Consider the following 20,447-nt stretch of genomic DNA (forward strand, 5'->3'; position numbering starts at 1 on the left):
TAAAAGTTTACGCTGATAAGCCCAAAAAGGCTTGTCAGCGTTTTTTTTGGGCGCTAAGTTAGTTTCGATAGCTGCCAGCCCTTGATGAATAAGGGGTGGAGCATATTTTCTTAACAATGGAACGAAAGTCATCACAAAAATAATCACAGATGACACAAAGGGGAAATTACAGTGAATAAAACTCAGTTAGTAGAACAAATCGCAGAAAATGCAGATATTTCTAAAGCGTCAGCGGGTCGTGCTCTAGATGCATTCATCGAAGCAGTAAGCGGAACTCTTCAATCTGGTGATCAAGTCGCTCTAGTTGGCTTTGGTACATTCAGCGTTCGCACTCGTGCTGCACGTACTGGGCGTAACCCAAAAACTGGTGAAGAAATCCAAATCGCAGAAGCAAAAGTACCAGCTTTCAAAGCTGGTAAAGCACTGAAAGACGCTTGTAACTAATCACGGCGTTATTTCTGTAACCGGCCATTTGCTTAACTTTTGCTCAAACAATAAGTTTCGAACAAAAATTTACAAACTTCGAGCCGAACTTTCTTAAATTATGCGCATCATACTGATGCGCATTTCTTTTTCTGATATTATTGCGCCATTATTTCTATTAGATAGAAGCAGTAGGCTTCAATTGTGGAGAGCAGTTAAATTATGATGGATCGACTACGCGAAGGCGTGAATAGCATCGCGGTCAAAATTATCCTTGGACTTATCATCCTGTCTTTCGTATTTGCAGGTGTAGGTAGTTACATCGTTGGTGGTAGCAACAACTCTGCAGCGAAAGTCGGTAACACTGAGATTCCTCGTGGTGAGTTCGAGATGGCATACCAAAATGAGCGTAACCGTATGCAAGCTCAGTTGGGTGACTACTTCTCTCAAATGCTGGCTGACCCTGCATATGTTGAATCTTTCCGCAAATCCGTTTTAGATCGAATGATCAATGACGTGTTGCTTGACCAACAAGCTGAAGCTTTGGGTCTGCGAATCAGCGACACTCAAGTGCGTAGCATGATTCTAGACATGCCTCAGTTCCAATCTAATGGTCAGTTTGATCAAGAGATCTATCAAGCTTCTTTGCGTCGTGCAGGCTTTTCGCCAGACTCTTTTGCTGAGTACATGCGTCGTGAATTGGTTCGTGAGCAACTGCTGAATGCGCTACAAAACAGTGAATTTATTCTGCCGGGCGAAGTACAAGCAGAAGGCAAGCTGTTCACTCAAACTCGTGATATTCGCACGATTCAGATCGACTTAGCGGAGTTCGCGAAAAATATTGAATTGACCGACGAAGAAATTCAAGAGTACTACAAAGCAAACCCAGACAACTTTACACGCCCAGAGCAGGTTAAAGTCTCTTACATCGAACTGTCAGCTGAAGCGCTAAAGGAACAAGTTAATGTTTCTGATGCTGAGGTGAAAAAGTACTACGACGAGCACTTAAACAAATACTCTTCAGAAGAGCAACGACGTGTCGCTCACATTCTTGTAGAAGGGGACGATGAAGCAAAAGCGCAAGCTATCCTAGATGAGCTAAACGCGGGTGCAGATTTTGCGACGCTTGCTCAAGAGAAATCTGACGATTTTGGCAGCGCTGAAAACGGTGGTGACTTAGGTTGGATCGAGCGTGATGTGATGGACCCTGCTTTTGAAGAAGCGGCATTCGCACTGAAGAATCCTGGCGATACGTCGGGTCTAGTAAAGTCGGACTTTGGCTATCACATTATCAAGCTTGAAGAGCTAAAAGATTCTGTGGCGAAGCCATTTGAAGAAGTCGCTGCTGAAATCAAACAAGAGATGGTTGACCAACAAGCTATCGATCAATTCTACGAGTTGCAAAATGAGCTTGAGCGCGTAGCGTTTGAATACCCAGACTCATTGTATGATGCTTCTCAAGCGGTTAACCAAGAAGTGAAGACAACGGACTTTATTTCTCAGGTTGATGCACCTGAAGTGCTTCGTAGCCCTGCTGTAATGCAAGCTATCCTGAGTCCTGAAGTTAAAGAAGATGGCCTAAACTCTGAAGCTATCGAAGTTGCGCCTGAGCATATTATCGTTGTTCGTGTTGAAGATGCGCGTGACGAGACAGTTCTTCCACTAGAAGAAGTGAAAGATCAGGTTGTTGCAGAGCTATCTCGTGTTAAAGGTGAGCAAGAAGCGATGGAGCTTGGAACACAAGTCGTTGCGGCATTGAAAGAAGGTAAGACGAACGTGCTTGCTGAAAACAATCTTGCCTTTGGTGAACAAGAGACAGTAGATCGTCGTTCTCCGTTGGCAACAACGGTATTCGCGATGGCAAAACCAGTCGATGGTAAACCAGTATACGGTCAGTCTAAAGATCTTGAAGGTAACATCATTATCATCGAGCTTGATGCTGTAAACGCAGAGCTAGATAGTGAGTTAGAAGATCAAGTTGCGATGCAAATGCAGCGTGCATCTTCTCAGCAAGACTTATCATCTGTACTAGCCGTACTGCGTGCAAATACTGACATTGAGTACTTTGTTGTGAGCAACTAAGCACAATTAGTGTAATTTGTATGTTGAATAAAACGGACCGCATAAGCGGTCCGTTTTATTTTTGTCTTTATGAACTTCAATCATCAATAGGCATTACTTAAATTAGTGCGCGTTTAAGTGATAGCGGCCGTTGTGAATTCCGGGTCATCTCAGTTTGTTAAATGCATAACCATATTGCTTTCCATTGCAAACTTGATAGTGACTCGCTCTCGATGACTGTTTTTAGCCTACTATTTTGGAGATTGTATGTTCAATATGAAATGGATTTTGACATTGTGCTTATTTGTTTTTGCACCTTTTAGCATGGCTGCGGATTCAGCCACTGACAAATATGAAGGAATTGAAATTACTGTAAATATCAACACGGCCACTGCTGAAGAAATTGCGACCATGTTGAAAGGTATAGGTGAGAAGAAAGCGCAGAGTATAGTGGACTACCGCGAGGAACATGGCCCTTTTAAAACGGCAGCAGATTTGAAGAGCGTAAAAGGCATAGGTGAAGCGACAGTTAAGAAAAACGAAGACCGCATTTTACTGTAGCTTGATGTATTGCAGATATTGAGTCTGAATTCAGAACAATATCTGTTTCCCTATTACTGCTTTCCCGAACCAGCTCCTCTTTCGTGGTTCGGGATTTTTTATCCGAATAAACGACGGCGAAGGCCTTTTTCCAGTAAAGCCATTACTAACCCACCGAGTGCGCCAAACATATGAGCATCAATAGCAACGTTTGCACCGATAAGCTCAGCAGTACTGCTGGATGGGCCATAGACCTGCTCCCATGCTACTTTGGCGATTAGCCCTCCGACTAACAACACACTGCTTCTTCTGCTTTCAAAGACTTCTCTGAGCGCCCAAAATCCAAACAATCCGTGTAATACGCCGGATAAACCCACGTATACCGACATGTTGGTAAACAAATTCAGCGCACCAACACATGCACATAAGATTGAAAAAACGATAAGGAAGTTACGAGTGCTTGGGCGAAAAATAAAAGTAATGATCCACAATCCGGCGAGGTTCATTCCTAAGTGCGCAAAGTTGGTATGTGTGAGATTTCCTGTTACGATTCGCCACCATTCACCATGGCGTATATTGTAGCTGTGCCACTCGGTTAGGCTTGCCATTGGTTCAAATTGAAGTATCAAACAGATCACGCTGATAATACTCAGCAAGGTATAAAGGTTCACTCTATGTCTCGTTATTGTTCTCGTTGTGGAAAATCGCAAAAAGCGTGTATTTGCCAATGGATTGTACCGCTGGCAAGCGAGGTAGAACTTATCATTCTTCAGCACACGAGTGAAGAACATCGTCCGCTTGGTACGGCACGGATTCTCAATTTGAGTTTAGATAACTGTATTTGTTTGATAGGAGAGGACTTTTCTTGTGATGATGTCTTAAATCACTTATTAGCGGATAAGTCATATCAACATTTTGTTCTTTACCCATCAGAAGAGTCACGATGCATTTCTGAAATCACTCAAGCGAGTCATAGTGTATCTAAGAAAATACGTTTGATTTTGCTCGATGGTACGTGGAAAAAAGCGTACAAAATGTGGCAACTCTCAAGCAACTTACATTCATTCCCAACCGTGCAGTTGCCTAAGCAACTACAAGGGCACTACACCATTCGTAAGGCGCCCTCTGAGAATAGCTTATCGACAGTCGAGGCTGGTTATCATTCGCTTCGCTTGCTTGAACCCGAGCGAGACTTTACACCGCTGATGCGTGCCTTTGAAAAGATGATCGAATTCCAAATCGCCCAGATGCCTCCGGGCGTTTTTGAAAAGAATTACTTGAAAGGTTGAGTGTTACTAAAGAACGATGGAAGAGAAAAGTTGGCGGTGTAGCTTTTGCGCGTGACCATCGGTCATTGCAGAAATATAATCGGCGATGACCCTCATCTTATTGCTCTCGCTCTTCGCCTGACACCACAGATCTTTTGTATGAACGGGTAGTAATCGCTCTGGGTCTGCTGTTAACGCTTCAAAAATATCCATAATAATTTGCTGACCCTTATACTCAACGATCTGGACCTGCGGGACTTGGATAACGAAGGTGCTGACAAAGTGCTTGAGTACGTCAAGTGCACGTGCCATCTGTGGTTCTAAACACGCATTCCAAGACAGTAACGGGTTATTAAACGGCTCATCCACCGCTTTGATTGAAATGCTGGTCAGTAGCGCGTTAACCATACCACCGATGGCATCTTTCCGCTCATGGTGCTTACCGCTAAATAGCATCTGTCCGATGGAATCGATATGAGCTTCAAACCACGGGTCGCCACAGTCCACTAATTGACTTGCTGCGCCTTCTTGCCATTGCTGACGTGTCACCATACCAAGTACGATTGCATCTTCTAAATCATGAACACCGTAGGCGATATCATCTGCTAACTCCATGATTGAGCAATCGAGTGATTTAAAACGCGTTTTACTGTGCTCAAACTCCGATTCTGGCGTTGAACGCATCAGACTAAGCAATGCCTTGTCGTTGTCAGAAAGCGGTGCAATTACCCAATCAAATAAGTCTTTATCACAATCATAAATGCCTTTAGCTGGGCTCCAATCTTTTGCTTTTAGTTTACGTTGATGCTCGGCTGGTTGAGGCAACTTGACGGAGCGTGTTTGACTAATGAGGGCAGGGTACTTAATCAAACCAAGCAGTGTGCGGCGTGATAAATTCATTCCGAAATGCTCGGTATAAGGCTCTAACTTAGTGACGATACGAAAGGTTTGGGCGTTCCCCTCGAAGCCGCCATGTTCGCGCATTACGTAGTTTAGAGCGACTTCTCCCCCATGACCGTATGGAGGATGCCCGATGTCGTGAGCCAAACATAATGAATCAATTAAGCTGTCTGATGGTAATAGTTCACGGAACTCTGGTTGTTTTTTCTTTAACTGGGCGACGATACCGGTCCCGAGTTGCGACGCTTCTAAGGAGTGTGTTAACCGACTGCGGTGAAAGTCTTCCAAGCTATTGCCGTGTACTTGGGTTTTTGCTTGTAGGCGTCGAAATGCAGCCGAGTGAAGAATGCGTGCTCGGTCTCGTTGGTACGGGCTCCGATGGTCGTCTCGACGGATTTTATGCTCATCATCATGGCGCTCTTGCCATTGCGGGTGTAATTCAAACGACACGATTATCTCCGTAAGCTAACTGATTTCATCTAACGATAATTCGAAACTTGGGGCAAAGGTATTGAGAAAGTAATCCATTTCAGGCGTTTTGCGTTCTTGCAAAGTGACGTCTAAGCGTTTTTTTGCCAGAGCGAACTCATGGTTACCGGCGCTTAGTTCTTCAAGACATTTTAAATAGGCACAGATGGAATCGGCTTGCTTAACGATTTTTGCGTCCTCTTCGTGTGCAGAGTGAGAAAGAAGATAGGGAGCAAAATCATCTTGGAACTCTTCCGGTAACATTGAGAGTAATTTTTGCTCCGCTGCTGATTCTATCTTCTTATATTCTTTGGCAATTTCAGGGTTGTAATACTTCACTGGAGTCGGAAGATCACCCGTTAATACTTCACTGGAGTCATGGTACATGGCAAGAATCGCGATGCGCTCTGGATTAAGGTTACCGCCGAACTTTTTGTTTTTAATTAGGGCAAGGGCATGAGCGACAAAAGCAACTTGTAAGCTATGCTCTGAAACGTTTTCTGGTGAGACGGACCGCATTAAAGGCCAGCGTTGGATCAGCTTCATTCGAGCCAGGTGGGCGAAAAAATGGCTTTCTTTCATGGCTTTCTCCGTTTCTGGTGTAAAAAAGGAACTCACTAGGAGTTCCTCTAAGCATATGAGAGATCAGCACTAATTACTACCAGTGATTCATTACTGGCTGTAGGTTGATAGGAATCTTTCAAAACGTCCAATGGCGATTTCTAGATCTTCAACGTGCGGTAGTGTCACGATGCGGAAGTGGTCTGGTTTTGGCCAGTTAAAACCAGAACCTTGCACCAGTAAGACCTTCTCTTGTTTTAAGAAATCTAAAACCATCTGCTGATCGTTCTTGATGTTGTACATTTTAGTGTCGATTTTCGGGAAGAGGTACATCGCACCCTTAGGTTTGACACAAGAAACACCAGGAATTTGATTGATCAGTTCATACGCTCGGTTGCGCTGCTCTAATAAGCGTCCGCCAGGTAAAATCAGTTCATTGATACTCTGGTACCCACCTAACGCGGTTTGAATGGCATGTTGCATTGGTACGTTTGCACATAAACGCATCGATGAAAGCAGCTCCAAGCCATTCACGTACCCTTGAGCCAGATGTTTAGGCCCCGTTAGGAACATCCAGCCACCACGGAAACCACAAACACGGTAGGCTTTTGAAAGGCCATTGAATGTCATGACTAGCACGTCTTCAGTGAGTGTGGCGACTGAGGTATGGGTTGCACCGTCGTACAACACTTTGTCGTAGATCTCATCTGCGAAAATGATCAGTTTGTGCTGGCGTGCTATCTCAATCACTTCAAGTAGGAAGTCACGGCTGTATACCGCACCTGTCGGGTTGTTCGGGTTGATCAGAACAATGCCACGTGTCTTTGGTGTGATTTTCTTTTTGATGTCTTCAAGGTCTGGGTACCAGTCAGCCTCTTCATCACATAGATAATGAACCGGCTTACCACCAGATAGTGCAACTGAAGCTGTCCATAACGGATAGTCTGGTGCTGGGATCAGCATTTCGTCGCCATTGTTTAATAGCGCTTGCATGGCCATTACGATCAACTCAGACACGCCGTTACCTACATACACATCTTCGACATCTAGCGAGCGTATACCTTTACGCTGATAGTGTTGGACCACAGCTTTACGAGCAGAGTAAATACCTTTGGAATCACAATAGCCTTGAGAAGTCGGCAGATTACGAATTACGTCGACTAAAATCTCATCAGGGGCGTCAAAACCAAATGGGGCAGGGTTACCAATGTTTAGCTTTAGGATTTTATGCCCTTCTTCCTCCATGCGCTTAGCATGTTTGAGTACAGGCCCCCTAATGTCGTAGCAGACATTGTCGAGTTTTGACGACATCCCGATATTTTGCATTGTTTAATTCCTAAAAATTCGTTAATTTCTTTATTAAAATACAATAATTTGTTTTTTATTAGAATATATATCTGTAAATAATCTGTCTGCTGGTTAAGTTTTGCTCGCTTGCTATCACAGGATTTTGCAAAAGATCGCATACGACCTTGATTTGCTTTGGGTCTAAACTTAGAGTAGCCGTCAGTTACCATTTATCCTCACATACAACGAGGTTGATTTGTCACAGTTCCATCAAGCCGTAAAGAGAATTATCGAGCGAGTTCAGCAATCGGAAGGCAATCAAACACGTCTGGTCGAGCCCCTTAGCGAGAAACCCAATTTCTCATTTATTGATTGGCTTGATGCACAACCACTTTTCCCTAAGTTTTATTGGCAGTCCCGCGATACACGTGAAGAGGTCGTTGCACTAGGGCAATTGCACGCTTTTGTTGAGCCAGGTCCTGCTTATACCATTCTAGGTGAAGGGCAAAGAGTCTGGGGCGGGCGCTCTTTTGATGGACAGCATGAGAAGAATCGTCGCTGTATGCCTTCTTTTTTCTTTTTGCCTCAAATTGAGTTAATTCGTTTTGACCATCAGTGGTCTCTCGCAGTTAATATTTCAGAAGACAAATCGCGAACTCTAGCTGGGTTGAATAAACTGGTTTGTGAGGTCGCGGCCTTAGCTCCAATTTCGTCTCACATCCGCTCTATTGTTCATACGCCAAGTCAGCCTCAATGGAATGAGTTAGTTCATAAGGTTCTGACTGGTATAGAGAATGATGATTTTAAGAAAGTGGTTTTAGCGCGTCGCTCTACCGTGCAGCTTGATAACACATTAAGTGCTGCACAGCTACTTAAAGCAAGTTACTTAAATAACCATCATAGCTTCCATTTCATGCTGAGCTTAGACAGTAAGCACAGTTTTATGGGGTCTACACCAGAACGTTTGTATTCTCGCGTAGGGCATGAGCTACATACCGAAGCGTTAGCAGGTACGATTGGTCGGGGAGACAATGCCACTCAAGATATGGAGTTGGCGAATTGGTTATCCCAAGACCAAAAGAACCTCAACGAAAACCAGTATGTGGTGGACGACATCATTGATCGTCTATCACCGCATTCTGAAATGGTTGAAGTGGAAGCTGAACCGAGTTTGGTCAGACTACGAAAAGTGCAGCACCTTAAGCGAAATATTCACGCTAGTCTAAGAGCGGGGATAAATGGTGTTCAGTTGTTATCGGCGCTTCAGCCAACAGCGGCGGTTGCTGGCTTACCCCGACAAGAGTCCATGCAGTTTATTCTTGATAATGAGCCCTTTGCACGCGGCTGGTACGCGGGGTCAATGGGTTATATAAGCCATGAACGAGCAGAGTTTTGTGTTGCAATCAGAAGCGCGCTTGTGCTCGGTGATCAAGTACAACTGTTTGCGGGCGCAGGGATTGTGCCTGGTTCTGTGGCAGAACATGAGTGGGCAGAACTTGATAAGAAAATGTCGACGTTACTTACGCTGATTTCTGATCATCCGCCATTGGGAGTCGCATCATGAGTCATGACCAAGCGGTGCTCAATCGAGTTTGGTCAGAAACCATATTGATTGAGCTTCAGCGATTTGGCGTTAAGCATGTTTGTATCGCTCCCGGATCTCGTTCTACTCCTTTAACTTTAGAAGCGGCAGAACAGTCCGACTTTTCCATTCATACTCATTTTGATGAGCGTGGACTGGGCTTTATGGCTCTTGGTTTAGCGAAAGCTACTCAGGAGCCAGTGGCAATTATCGTTACCTCTGGTACGGCAGTGGCGAACCTATTACCGTCGGTTGCCGAAGCCAAACTTACTGGTGAAAAACTGGTGCTGCTGACAGCAGATCGTCCAGTAGAACTTGTCGGCTGTGGTGCAAACCAAGCGATAAATCAATTGGGTATTTTTTCACATCATGTTTCGGCCAGTTTGAATTTACCAAGCCCAAATTTAGCAACGTCGCTTAACTGGTTGCTGACCTCTGTTGACGAAGTGATGTTTACTCAGCAATTGCAGGGTAGCGCGGTTCACATTAACTGTGCGTTCCCAGAGCCTTTGTACTCCAATACAGAAAAGAGTACCTATCAGGATTACCTTGATACCGTTGCTGGCTGGCGAGATAGCAAGGTGACGTATTGCCAGCGCTTTAACCCGAAAACCAGCAGTGCAATTCCAAGCTGTGGGGATAACAAAGGTGTGGTGGTCATTGGTAGTTTGCCACTGGTTCAGGCTCAAGCTGCACGAGCGTTTGCAGAGCAAATGGGCTGGCCAGTCCTTGCTGATCCACAAAGTGGTGTCAGTTCGGATTGGGCGCATTTTGATTTATGGTTGCAGAATTCGAAATTGGCTAGCCTACTGGATGGCTGTGACTTAATCGTGCAGTTCGGTAGTCGAATCATTTCTAAACGTTTTAATCACTGGTTAGAAAAACACGTAGCACGTAATCAGCAAGGTGGTGACATTCAATATTGGTACGTATCGCCTCGATTAGAGCGAGATAACCAAAGTCACTTACCACAATGGCACTGGGCGGAGCAGCCAAGCTCATGGGTTGAACGTACGACGGAGTTTTCATCAGAACATGCTGGTTGGGCAAATGAACTTGCCGCGGACATCAAACAGGTCACGCAACACGCGAAAGGCTTGTTTGCTTCTGACCCTAAGAGTGAGCTGAGTGAGATTGCGTTAGCGATTGATGTGGCTGAGCGTGCTCAGGGTGTGGATCTGTTTGTTGGCAACAGTCTGTTTGTCCGATTGATCGACATGTTCGGCAAGCTTGATAACACAGAGGTTTTCACTAACCGTGGTGCGTCTGGCATTGATGGGCTGTTTGCCACAGCAAGCGGGGTACAACGCGCGCGCCAGAACCCGATGTTAATGTTTATTGGCGATACTTCTGCCTTATATGGGCTGAACTCATTGGCACTGTTTACGCACAACAAGTTGCCTTCGGTGTTGGTGATTACTAACAACGATGGTGGGGCGATTTTTGACTTACTGCCTGTACCGCAAGAGCATCGCGAGTCGTTCTATCAAATGCCTCATGGTTATGAATTTGAACATGCAGCGAAACAGTTTGGTTTACAGTATTGCAAACCGAACACGCTGGCTGAGTATCAATCTATAGTCTCTGAGCATTTTGCTAGCGGCGAAGGGGCGTTAGTGGTTGAAGTTCAAACGCCATCGAACCAAGCGGTAGAGCAACTAAAATCCTTCAACAAGAATTTGCATGCTCTATTCTAAACGCTTCCCAGCAACGGAAAAGCACCAAAGTAGTATTTTGCCTACTCTGGTGTTTTTGCATGGCTTACTCGGTAGCGGTGCCGATTGGCTCGCGTGTTTAAATGCATTACCCGAATATGAGCGTGTTACGGTTGACCTTCCTGGTCATGAGCATAGCCAATCTATTTCTTGCAGCGATCTGAATGATTGCTGCAAACTTCTTGGTTCCACACTATCTTTATTATTTCCCTCACAACAACCACTTATTTTGATTGGTTACTCTATGGGCGGCCGCATTGCGATGCATGGTATTGCCCATCAATGCTTTCCAGATCTCAATATTGCAGGCGCGATTATTGAAGGGGGAAACTTCGGGCTTCAAACTGAGTCAGAGAAACAGGTGAGATTAGAGAATGATGCTCGCTGGGCAATGCGTTTCAAAACTGAACCACTTGAACGTGTTTTGAACGATTGGTACCAACAAGCGGTGTTTTCTTCACTAAACCATGAGCAAAGACAAACATTCATTGCGAAGCGAAGTGATAATCTTGGCTCAGCGGTGGCGAATATGTTGATGGCGACATCGTTAGCCAAACAGGCATATTTGTTGCCCTCACTGCAAAAGCAGAACATACCAGTGTATTACTTGTGTGGTGAGAAAGACCAAAAATTTAGCCAACTGGCACAACGTAGCGGGTTGGCGTATCGACAAGTTGAAGGCGCTGGTCATAACGTCCATCAAGAGCAGCCCAAACAGTTTGCGATACATACCAAGCAAATAATTCAGTCTCACTTTGGTGAGAGTAACGAGAACAATGGGAATCACCATGGCTAAAACAGTAGGCATTTCTGAAGAAGAACTTTACGCTCCGGTTCAATGGAAAGATTGCGGCGAGAAATACGAGGACATTCATTACCATAAGTCTGAAGATGGTATCGCGAAAATCACCATTGCGCGTCCTCAAGTGCGTAACGCGTTTCGTCCTCAAACGGTAAAAGAGATGATTGATGCGTTGGCAGATGCGCGTTACGACTCTGGTGTTGGCGTGATCATTCTGACAGGTCTAGGTGAAGACGCATTCTGTTCTGGCGGCGACCAGAAGATCCGTGGCGACTACGGCGGCTATAAAGACGACCAAGGCACACATCACCTCAACGTATTGGACTTCCAACGCGATATTCGTACTTGTCCAAAACCAGTGATCGCATCGGTAGCTGGTTGGGCTGTTGGCGGTGGTCATGTACTGCATATGATGTGTGATCTAACAATTGCAGCTGACAACGCTCAATTTGGTCAAACAGGCCCTAAAGTGGGTTCATTTGACGGCGGTTGGGGCGCATCTTATATGGCTCGTATCGTAGGCCAAAAGAAAGCTCGCGAAATTTGGTTCCTATGTCGTTTCTACAATGCTCAAGAAGCGGTAGACATGGGCCTAGTAAACACAGTTGTACCACTAGCGGATCTAGAGAAAGAAACCGTTCGTTGGTGTCGTGAAGTACTACAGCACAGCCCAATGGCATTGCGCTGCCTGAAAGCTGCATTAAACGCAGATTGTGATGGTCAAGCGGGTCTGCAAGAGCTAGCGGGTAACGCAACGATGATGTTCTACATGACTGATGAAGGCCAAGAAGGTCGTAATGCCTTTAACGAGAAGCGTCGCCCAGACTTCGATAAATTCCCTCGCAACCCATAATCCGTCTAAATGAGGAGCGTGTTAGCTCCTCTGTTACTTTTTTCCTGAGCGCATCGCCCTCTGGGAGGCTGGTGGGATTGCTCGTCAGAACGCTCAAATATACGGCATTACATAGGACTTGAATTATGCGTGAAGCGAAAATTTATCGTTATAGCTTGCCCATGGATAGTGGTGTCATCCTACGTGACAACAAGCTAACCGAACGTGTTGGTTATGTTGTTGCGCTTTCCGAAGATGGTAAAACAGGGCTTGGAGAAGTCGCTCCTCTTCCTTGTTTTAGCTTAGAGAGCACCGAAGATGCGGGTGTTCAGCTACAAGAACAGGCGGAGCGTTGGGTAGCAGAGTTGGATGTGGATTATGCCAAGATGTACCCGTCGGTTGCGTTTGGTTTATCGATGGCACAGCTTGAATTAGCTGGTGGCTTACCACAACAAGGTAAATACCAAACAGCGCCACTATGCACTGGCGACCCAGATGAGCTCATTCCAAAGCTGAACGAGATGGAAGGTGAGAAAGTCGCTAAGGTGAAAGTTGGACTTTATGAGCCAATTCGCGATGGCATGCTTGTGAACCTTTTTCTTGAATCAATCCCTCAATTAACGCTTCGACTTGATGCAAACCGCGCTTGGACACCAGAAAAAGCGCAGCAGTTTGCTAAATACATTACTCCGTCTTTGCGTCAGCGCATCACCTTTTTGGAAGAGCCGTGCCGCTCTCCTGGCGATAGTCTCTCTTTTGCGATTAATACTGGTATTGCTATCGCTTGGGATGAAACATTGCAAGATGCGGTTCGTCGTGAAGATTTCCGTCTTGAAGATCTAACTGGTGTGAAAACGATCATCATCAAACCCACACTCATTGGTTCGGTGGATTTTTGTATTACACTGATAGAGAAAGCGAAGTCACTGGGGATGAAAGCAGTGATTAGCTCGAGCATTGAATCCAGTCTCGGTTTAACTCAATTAGTGCGCTTTGCCCAATGGCAGCTGCCTGATGAAGTTCCAGGTTTGGATACGATTGGCTTATTCAAAGCTCAGCTAGAGCAGGGCTGGCCTAAGTGTGAACTTCCCGTTCTTCCTCTAAAAGACCAGGAGATTGTGTGGCATTCTGCGTAGACAATATTGCGAAGGCACCATGGAAATATTGGGCTCAAACGAGCCCTTTTTCTATTGCACTCAAGACATCAACAGAAGTATTAAACTGGCAACACCTCTCGAAGCGTATTGACCAATACACTCACTATTTGAATGACTTGGGTGTAACTCGGGGGGATGTGCTGACTTTGGTTGGCAAGAACCAAGTAGAAACACTGTTGTTTTATCTTGCCTCCAAACAGTTAGGCGCACTCGCTGCGCTGACCATGGAACAACCACTAGATAAGTTGCAGGGTAAGCTTGCTACACTTTACAGGCCTGATCAAACTCGGTTTATCTGGTTTTCTCAGGAGTGCGCTTCGACCTTTTCTGAACATGATGTACAAAAACTCAAGGCAACATTGCTTTCACCGCCTGTAGTATCACAGCAAGAGAGTGATTCGTTGACTGAAGATAGCTATCATCATGACCGGCTCGCTTCAGTAGTATTTACTTCTGGCTCTACAGGGGAGCCTAAAGCTGTGGTTCATACACATCGACAGCATCTTGCGTCTGCAGAGGGCTTGTTGCAGGAGTTCATTTTCACTCAGCAAGATGCTTGGCTGTTATCGCTTCCGCTGTATCACGTCTCTGGATTAGCGATTGTCTATCGTTGGCTATATGTCGGAGCAACACTAAAAGTCGGTTCAGGGAAACTTGTTGATGATGTTCAGGGCGTATCACACGCTTCTTTGGTTGCGACTCAGCTCAAACGGTTATTGGATGATGATGCACATTTGTCATTGACATATGTGCTACTGGGCGGCAGTCACGTTGATCATGAGTTGGCACTACGAGCATCAGGGCAAGGCATTGAGACGTGGTTAGGTTATGGGATGACGGAGGCGGCCTCTACCGTTACCGCAAAGAGAATTGACAGCACCAGTAATGCTGGACATGTATTGAAGCACCGTAAGATAAAATTAGTTGACCAACGCATTTTTGTTGGCGGTAAGACATTAGCGGCAGGGTATTTCCATCAAGGACATGTTACCCCATTTCTGGATGAGAAAGGCTGGTTTGACAGCAAAGATCTTGGCGAGTGGCAAGGTGATGAATTAAAGATAATCGGCCGTGCCGACAATCAGTTTATCTCTGGTGGTGAGAATATCCATTGTGAAGAGATTGAAGCCGCTTTGAACCAAATTGATGGTGTAGTGCAGAGTATAGTGGTTCCAGTCGAAGACGCGGAGTTTGGTCATAGACCAGTAGCTGTGATTCAGACCAATGGATTGCGCAGCAAGTCGGAGTATGACCAGCACTTGCAATCAAAGTTAGAGAAGTTTAAATGGCCAGTGGAATACCATGTAATGCCACTAACTCTACTAGAAGGTGGGATCAAAATTTCACGTAAGGCCGTGAAAGAGTGGCTGCTGTCATCACTTCAGCATTAGTCAATTTTGCTATGTATTAGTCATAAAGAGAATTTCGTATCCTTATAACTCTGAATCATAATTATGCTTCTTCGTGGAGATAAAATGCATAAGGTTCAGGATGGCAAAGCTAGTTTTAATTGCGGCAGTAGCACTACAAATTGGTATCGCGATAAGTAGTGAAGGGCTAGCCCGCTCTCTTGCAGAGCTAACGGCATTTTTGATCGCTATTGCGTTGGTCGTTATATACAAAAATAGCAAACGGGAAATGCCGTCCCCTCAACGCGATAAGCAGACCACCAATATCTAAAACAGTAACCAACTTAGAGAAGTGGTCGAAATTAGCACCCACAGAGTCACACCAAACAACAGTGGCTTAGCTCCAGCAGACTTTAGTTTTGAAATTGAAATGCTGCAACCTATCAAGAACAGACATACAACCAATGCTTGCTTTGCTCCAATGAAAATGCCGTGATAGACCATTTCAAATTGAGGAAAGAAGTCGCTAAATGCGATAGCTGCACAGTACCAAAAAATGAAATAAGGGATAGCTAGTTTTTTCTTTCCATTCTCTTTTTGGCCTCTTGAAAAGATGACGGCACTGATCAAAGCAACAGGAATGATCCATAAAGCGCGCGCGAGTTTCAATGTTGTTGCCGTAGTTAGCGCTTCTTCCCCATAGGCCGAGGCAGCCCCGACAACAGAAGATGTGTCATGAATGGCAATCGCAGCCCATGTGCCAAACGTGTGTTGATCTAGCCCTAAAGCATGTCCAATCACAGGAAACACAAAGAGTGCAATGGAGTTCAGGACAAATACCGTTGCCAGTGCTAATCCAATCTGCTCGTCTTTCGCTTTAATCGCCGGTGCCACAGCAGCAATTGCGCTACCACCACAAATTGCAGTACCTGATGAGATTAAGTAAGCGGTTACTCGCTCCAATTTAATTACCCTGGCAATGAGAGTGCCCATGAGCAGTGTGCCTGTAATAGTGGCGATGATCAGGCCGATACCATCCGATGTGACTGCAAGCGCTTGCTCGAAGTTGATGCCAAAGCCTAAGCCAATAATCGAATAAGACAGCAGCTTTTTAGTAAAAGAAGCGATGGGCAGCTCGGAAGGCACAAAACCAAAACTTGCGAGTAGAACACCGATAACTAGAGCAATGGGAGAGGAGGCAAGGGGGGTTAAACAAAAAAGTAACGCCAATCCAAACAGGAGGTAGTTTCTATTCAAGGTTTTTATTCGCTGTTGTGAATGAAAGGGAGAGTATATCGCACTGGGTGTGGTCAGTTTGTCTTAATGATTTGAACACATGTTCAGTTATCCTAAACATGTGTTCAAGTGTATTTATCGCCAGTCGCCTCTGAGTTGATGCACTTTATCGAACATTGTTTTTGCCGTTGCTTCATTTGGTGGCACCGGTTGTCCTGCCTCTATTTCTAGCTTTGACCAAAATCGAGTCGGTAAGCCACAGCATGCGCGACCTTTTGCGCGGCTGAAATAGCTTCCCCATAAGCCTTTAAGTGCAACAGGTATGACGGGTACTGGGCTACGACGTAGAATGATATCAATACCGCGCATGAATTCATTCATTTCACCATCTGAAGTTAATCTTCCTTCAGGGAAAATACAGACGATATGACCTTCGCTTAGCGCGGCTTCCACATCGTTAAATGCACGTCTGATAGAGCTTCTGTTACTCGCTGAAATTGGAATTACCCCAGTTCGACGTAAAAAGCGCCTTAATGGAGGTAGGTTGGCGTAATCTTCCTCCATCACAAAACGAATCAACCTTGGGCATACTGCACTAAGTAGCAATGCATCCATGTAGCTTACATGATTACATACAATTAATGCCCCACCATGCTCGGGTAGGTTGTGTAGATTCTTATGCTTAACTCGATAGATGGTGTGCGTAAGCATCCACATGACAAAGCGAACTACAAAAATAGGAATTTGCAAAAAGATGTAAGCTGCGACTAAGAAATTTAAAATGGCTAACAATGCAAACAGCTGAGGAATTGTCATCTTGATTACACTTAAGCACACAATACCTAAGACAGCGCTGCCGACCATAAACAGAGAGTTAAAGATATTGAGCCCTGCGATGACTTGAGCACGTTCGGTTTCCTTTGCTCGATGCTGCATTAATGCGTAAAGAGGCACGATAAACAAACCGCCCGAAGCGCCAATCATCAATAGGTAGAAAAATAATGGCCAAAAAGGCTCATATCTAAAGAAGTCTACAAAGTTATGGAAAACAGGTAGATCATTGGGAATGGAAGTGGCCATTAGGTACCCAAATACCGTAATGCCAAAGGCACCAATTGGCACAATACCGACTTCGATACGATGGTTTGAGATCCAATTGCAAAGTAGCGACCCTAGCGCGATACCAATGGAAAATAGAGCGAGCAAGAAAGACACCGCACTCTCGGTGCCATTTAGGTAAATCTTAGTGAAATTCGGGAATTGTGTTAGATATGCGGCGCCTAAAAACCAAAACCAGCTTATTGCCATTATGCATTGAAAAACAACTCGATCGGATTTGGCGATAGAGAGCGTGTGTTTGGTTTGCTTGTATGGTTGCCAACGAAAAGAGAGATTGGGCGCGCTGGCTGCAGCAAAGGGGATTGAGCGGCTCGACAAGTAGCCTAACAATGCGAAGATCACGACACAAAATGCGGCAAGGTATTTTGCGTTGTCTGCAGAGGCTATAATCCCAGCGCCTAAGGTGCCAATAAGGATGGCGATAAAGGTACCAGCTTCAACAAGAGCGTTGCCGGGCACTAACTCTTTAGCATTTAACTTTTGAGGCAAAAGGGCATATTTAACTGGGCCAAAAAATGCTGACTGTGTGCCCATTAAAAACAGTAGCAATAAAAGCACACCATAACTTTCGGTTATGAATCCGATGGCACCCAAGAGCATGATGGCTATTTCAAATAGTTTAACCTTACGAATAAACCATGACTTTTCATATTTGTCGGCTAATACGCCAGCGGAAGCAGAGAACAGAAAGAACGGTAGAATGAACAAGCCTGCCGCAAGGTTGATGAACAAATTGCTCGAAATAGGTAGTGCACTGGAGCCAGCGAATGCGACAAACAACAGCAAAACGTTTTTAAAAATATTGTCGTTGAAAGCGCCAAAAAACTGAGTAATGAAATAGGGCAGGAACTTTCTCTGCGTAAGTAAGGACGGCTGTCTGTCGGATGACATGGATAATCCTTTGTTACCAGTTCGTGAGGTAGTTAGAAAGAAGATTACTGATCAATTCTTTGCCATCAATCGGCTCACTAGAGAAAAACTTATCATCAACACTGAGTAAAGTAATGCCATGTACGCCAGACCAAAGGACTCGACTCGCTTGAATCACTTCGGATTCAGTACGATGTGGTGCGATTTGAGCCAATAGTGACTCTAGCATTCCCGTCATACCATCGATACGTTTGGCATGCCATTCCGGAAGTTCTGCTCCATTCATGTTGTGTTCGAACACTAACTGCCAACGGTATGGGTGTTTTTGAGCAAAATCGTGGTAGCAATAAGCGAGTTCAAAAAGCGCTTGATGGGAGTCTTTGCTGTCATTAGTCGCTTTGCGTGCTTCTTGAGATAACTCATCTAAAGTTTGAGCGACAACATGAAGCAACAACAAATTATAATTACCAAAAACATTTACCAATGTGCTTGGCACGTAACCAATCATGTTAGCGATTTTACGAAGACTGAGTTCGTGGTAAGAATTCTCATCTAAAAAGTTTTTGACCGTTGTTAACGTCAAATTCACTAACTCTTCTCGGGTGTGATCGTTTCTGCGCGCCATACTCTCAAACTACTTTATTGAACATCGTTCAATATGATAGTCAGCTACCTATTAACCGTCAACAAGGCAATGTGTCCAAGTGCCCTCAAGGTGTAGGATTCTGAGCTGTGTCACTGATTCTAATTCAAGTAAAACAATCTGGAGTATTAGTGAACTTATTCCATACTTTTTTTACATTGATCAAGCGCCTTCAGCTGAATTGCAAGCAGTGTGAGCAGTCTGCATTTTTGGCAATATTCTGATACATGTCAGCTTCTATAAGCTATTTTCATCAATCGGTATACAGAGTATGATGACTTAAAAATCATCTTTGGCGTGCTACTGTTTGAAACAACGATTGTTTCGTCTTGAAAATGGGGCACTATCTTAGATAGCTAACTTTAAGGATAACGATGAAACGTTTATTTTCTATTGTTGCTTTATTGATGTTTACTGTTGCTGTAACGCCTATCGCGGAAGCGAAGAAGTTTGGTGGCAGTAAGTCTTTCGGTAAGAGCTACAAAACTGCACCAGCACCGAAACAACAGCAACAAAACACCAATACGGTCGGCAAAGATCAGACGACAAAGTCTTCAAGTAAGAAAGGCCTTATGGGTGGTCTGCTAGGCGGACTTCTTGCTGGTGGTCTACTTACTGCATTCTTTGGCGGTGCTTTTGAAGGTATCCAGTTTATGGATATCCTAATTATTGGTTTGATTGCCTTTGTCATCTTTAAACTAATGCGCGGTATGCTAGGTGCGAAGCAGGGCAGTATGAACCAGCATCGTCAACAGCCTGCATTTGGTGGCAACGCATCTAAGTTTGAGCAACCAAACATGCAAAACTTTGAGCAACAACCAAACACAAATAATGGTGGTTTTGGCGCTCAAACAGACGTACCACATAACTACCCACCGGGTTTTGACCAAGCAGCGTTCATTAATGGTTCTCGTGAACACTATCGAATCCTGCAAGGTGCGTGGAATCACAACCAGCTAGAAACTATTGAAGAATATGTTTCTCCAAGCTTGTTTGAAGACCTAAAAGCAGAGCGCGCGAAGCTCGACGGTGAGCAGCATACTGACGTAATGTACGTTGATGCGGAGATCGTCCGTGCTGATTACGATGCAAATAAAGCACAGCTTAGTCTGCAGTTTAGCGGTCGTTACCGTGACACAGTAGAAGGTGTTGAAGAAGAAATCGAAGATATCTGGCACCTAGAGCGTGACTTGACTGCGCCTAATGCGCCATGGTTAATCGTTGGTATTCAAGGCTAGTCACCTTTAAACCAATTTAGTCACTAGTAAAAATCCCGCATCCCCTGCGGGATTTTTTGTATCTATCATTTATATTTCTTGTACGTGTTTTTATACAAACATCACTAATTGAGTCCGTTTGGTAATTTTGCGAGCCCACTTTTTCTAGTAAGTCCTCAAGTGTTTTCCTATTTATATTGAACATTCATATTAAGGTCATACGAACTAACAAAATCAAAATAGCTAGTACATTGTTTGTAGGGTAAAGATCTGCTCCTCAGCCTTTTGTTTGTGGAGTTTCACATGGGGTTGGTTGCTTTAGTGAGATTGAGTATAGGTTATACCAATCGTAGTAAATAACTGGTCATTCTAGCTTGTTAAAATACTCGATAACTGCGTTGCAATTTTTGATTGTAG

19 protein-coding genes are annotated in these 20,447 nt (G+C 44.6%); 12 read left to right on the top strand and 7 right to left on the bottom strand.

Features of this window, described 5'->3' with window-relative positions; translation table 11 throughout:
- Positions 1-171: 171 nt before the first annotated feature.
- The 3 genes from R7O12_RS10405 to R7O12_RS10415 all read left to right on the top strand — a co-directional run bounded on the left by R7O12_RS10405 (position 172) and on the right by R7O12_RS10415 (position 3,045).
- Complete coding sequence (locus tag R7O12_RS10405) at positions 172-444, top strand: HU family DNA-binding protein (RefSeq protein WP_005382341.1); 273 nt, start codon at positions 172-174, stop codon at positions 442-444.
- 201 nt (positions 445-645) lie between these two features.
- Positions 646-2,505 (top strand): peptidylprolyl isomerase, encoded by a 1,860-nt coding sequence (gene ppiD / locus R7O12_RS10410; protein WP_005382334.1) that lies wholly within the window; start codon positions 646-648, stop codon positions 2,503-2,505.
- A 255-nt stretch (positions 2,506-2,760) separates the two neighbouring features.
- On the top strand, positions 2,761-3,045 hold the full coding sequence (locus R7O12_RS10415; protein ID WP_031777211.1) for a ComEA family DNA-binding protein: 285 nt from the start codon (positions 2,761-2,763) through the stop codon (positions 3,043-3,045).
- Between the two features lie 98 nt (positions 3,046-3,143).
- On the opposite strand, the gene rrtA is transcribed toward R7O12_RS10415, so the two are convergent.
- Entirely contained in the window at positions 3,144-3,695 is a 552-nt protein-coding gene (gene rrtA, locus R7O12_RS10420) for a rhombosortase (RefSeq protein ID WP_005382331.1), read from the bottom strand.
- Positions 3,696-3,698: 3 nt separating this feature from the next.
- Between rrtA and R7O12_RS10425 the strand changes: the two genes are divergently transcribed.
- Positions 3,699-4,313: a tRNA-uridine aminocarboxypropyltransferase gene (locus R7O12_RS10425; protein WP_017819919.1), complete on the top strand. Its 615-nt coding sequence runs from the start codon at positions 3,699-3,701 to the stop codon at positions 4,311-4,313.
- Between the two features lie 6 nt (positions 4,314-4,319).
- Here R7O12_RS10425 and R7O12_RS10430 read toward each other — a convergent pair whose 3' ends face one another.
- The 3 genes from R7O12_RS10430 to R7O12_RS10440 form a co-directional block, all read right to left on the bottom strand.
- On the bottom strand, positions 4,320-5,642 hold the full coding sequence (locus R7O12_RS10430) for an anti-phage deoxyguanosine triphosphatase (RefSeq protein ID WP_017819918.1): 1,323 nt from the start codon (positions 5,640-5,642) through the stop codon (positions 4,320-4,322).
- A 15-nt stretch (positions 5,643-5,657) separates the two neighbouring features.
- The gene (yfbR, locus tag R7O12_RS10435; RefSeq protein ID WP_062730721.1) at positions 5,658-6,242 is read right to left on the bottom strand and encodes a 5'-deoxynucleotidase; all 585 of its coding nucleotides are present in this window, start codon (positions 6,240-6,242) and stop codon (positions 5,658-5,660) included.
- Positions 6,243-6,332: 90 nt separating this feature from the next.
- Positions 6,333-7,547, bottom strand: coding sequence for a pyridoxal phosphate-dependent aminotransferase (locus R7O12_RS10440; RefSeq protein WP_005384283.1), 1,215 nt, complete (start codon positions 7,545-7,547; stop codon positions 6,333-6,335).
- Between the two features lie 217 nt (positions 7,548-7,764).
- Between R7O12_RS10440 and R7O12_RS10445 the strand changes: the two genes are divergently transcribed.
- From R7O12_RS10445 to R7O12_RS10475, 7 genes are all read left to right on the top strand, one after another.
- Positions 7,765-9,072, top strand: a complete 1,308-nt coding sequence (locus tag R7O12_RS10445) for an isochorismate synthase MenF (protein WP_149191945.1) — start codon at positions 7,765-7,767, stop codon at positions 9,070-9,072.
- Entirely contained in the window at positions 9,069-10,787 is a 1,719-nt protein-coding gene (gene menD / locus R7O12_RS10450) for a 2-succinyl-5-enolpyruvyl-6-hydroxy-3-cyclohexene-1-carboxylic-acid synthase (RefSeq protein WP_017819992.1), read from the top strand. The genes R7O12_RS10445 and menD overlap by 4 nt, the downstream gene beginning before the upstream one ends.
- A complete protein-coding gene (gene menH, locus R7O12_RS10455) occupies positions 10,774-11,601 on the top strand; it encodes a 2-succinyl-6-hydroxy-2,4-cyclohexadiene-1-carboxylate synthase (protein ID WP_318125802.1) in 828 nt (275 codons plus the stop codon). Before menD ends, menH begins: the two co-directional genes overlap by 14 nt.
- Complete coding sequence (gene menB / locus R7O12_RS10460) at positions 11,594-12,460, top strand: 1,4-dihydroxy-2-naphthoyl-CoA synthase (RefSeq protein ID WP_005382318.1); 867 nt, start codon at positions 11,594-11,596, stop codon at positions 12,458-12,460. Before menH ends, menB begins: the two co-directional genes overlap by 8 nt.
- 125 nt (positions 12,461-12,585) lie before the next feature.
- Complete coding sequence (menC, locus tag R7O12_RS10465; protein ID WP_318125803.1) at positions 12,586-13,575, top strand: o-succinylbenzoate synthase; 990 nt, start codon at positions 12,586-12,588, stop codon at positions 13,573-13,575.
- Positions 13,560-14,987 (top strand): o-succinylbenzoate--CoA ligase, encoded by a 1,428-nt coding sequence (gene menE, locus R7O12_RS10470; RefSeq protein ID WP_318125804.1) that lies wholly within the window; start codon positions 13,560-13,562, stop codon positions 14,985-14,987. Before menC ends, menE begins: the two co-directional genes overlap by 16 nt.
- 100 nt (positions 14,988-15,087) lie before the next feature.
- Complete coding sequence (locus tag R7O12_RS10475; RefSeq protein ID WP_005382314.1) at positions 15,088-15,276, top strand: hypothetical protein; 189 nt, start codon at positions 15,088-15,090, stop codon at positions 15,274-15,276.
- Here the strand turns inward: R7O12_RS10475 and R7O12_RS10480 are convergent.
- The 3 genes from R7O12_RS10480 to R7O12_RS10490 form a co-directional block, all read right to left on the bottom strand.
- Positions 15,273-16,202: a YeiH family protein gene (locus R7O12_RS10480; protein WP_104975977.1), complete on the bottom strand. Its 930-nt coding sequence runs from the start codon at positions 16,200-16,202 to the stop codon at positions 15,273-15,275. The genes R7O12_RS10475 and R7O12_RS10480 overlap by 4 nt on opposite strands.
- Positions 16,203-16,316: 114 nt before the next feature.
- Positions 16,317-18,191, bottom strand: coding sequence for an MFS transporter (locus tag R7O12_RS10485; RefSeq protein WP_025766947.1), 1,875 nt, complete (start codon positions 18,189-18,191; stop codon positions 16,317-16,319).
- A 13-nt stretch (positions 18,192-18,204) separates the two neighbouring features.
- A complete protein-coding gene (locus R7O12_RS10490; protein WP_005382308.1) occupies positions 18,205-18,795 on the bottom strand; it encodes a TetR/AcrR family transcriptional regulator in 591 nt (196 codons plus the stop codon).
- 392 nt (positions 18,796-19,187) lie between these two features.
- Between R7O12_RS10490 and R7O12_RS10495 the strand changes: the two genes are divergently transcribed.
- Entirely contained in the window at positions 19,188-20,051 is an 864-nt protein-coding gene (locus R7O12_RS10495; protein ID WP_318125805.1) for a Tim44 domain-containing protein, read from the top strand.
- Positions 20,052-20,447: the final 396 nt, after the last annotated feature.

This window comes from Vibrio sp. Vb1574, from assembly GCF_033338675.1.

What these genes read in the sequence shown, in the direction of transcription:
- yfbR (WP_062730721.1), bottom strand. Translation starts at nt 6,242, where the DNA reads ATGAAAGAAAGCCATTTTTTCGCCCACCTGGCTCGAATGAAGCTGATC.
- R7O12_RS10495 (WP_318125805.1), top strand. Translation starts at nt 19,188, where the DNA reads ATGAAACGTTTATTTTCTATTGTTGCTTTATTGATGTTTACTGTTGCT.
- menH (WP_318125802.1), top strand. Translation starts at nt 10,774, where the DNA reads ATGCTCTATTCTAAACGCTTCCCAGCAACGGAAAAGCACCAAAGTAGT.
- R7O12_RS10475 (WP_005382314.1), top strand. Translation starts at nt 15,088, where the DNA reads ATGGCAAAGCTAGTTTTAATTGCGGCAGTAGCACTACAAATTGGTATC.
- R7O12_RS10490 (WP_005382308.1), bottom strand. Translation starts at nt 18,795, where the DNA reads ATGGCGCGCAGAAACGATCACACCCGAGAAGAGTTAGTGAATTTGACG.
- menC (WP_318125803.1), top strand. Translation starts at nt 12,586, where the DNA reads ATGCGTGAAGCGAAAATTTATCGTTATAGCTTGCCCATGGATAGTGGT.
- R7O12_RS10485 (WP_025766947.1), bottom strand. Translation starts at nt 18,191, where the DNA reads ATGTCATCCGACAGACAGCCGTCCTTACTTACGCAGAGAAAGTTCCTG.
- menB (WP_005382318.1), top strand. Translation starts at nt 11,594, where the DNA reads ATGGCTAAAACAGTAGGCATTTCTGAAGAAGAACTTTACGCTCCGGTT.
- menD (WP_017819992.1), top strand. Translation starts at nt 9,069, where the DNA reads ATGAGTCATGACCAAGCGGTGCTCAATCGAGTTTGGTCAGAAACCATA.
- ppiD (WP_005382334.1), top strand. Translation starts at nt 646, where the DNA reads ATGATGGATCGACTACGCGAAGGCGTGAATAGCATCGCGGTCAAAATT.
- R7O12_RS10425 (WP_017819919.1), top strand. Translation starts at nt 3,699, where the DNA reads ATGTCTCGTTATTGTTCTCGTTGTGGAAAATCGCAAAAAGCGTGTATT.
- R7O12_RS10415 (WP_031777211.1), top strand. Translation starts at nt 2,761, where the DNA reads ATGAAATGGATTTTGACATTGTGCTTATTTGTTTTTGCACCTTTTAGC.
- R7O12_RS10440 (WP_005384283.1), bottom strand. Translation starts at nt 7,547, where the DNA reads ATGCAAAATATCGGGATGTCGTCAAAACTCGACAATGTCTGCTACGAC.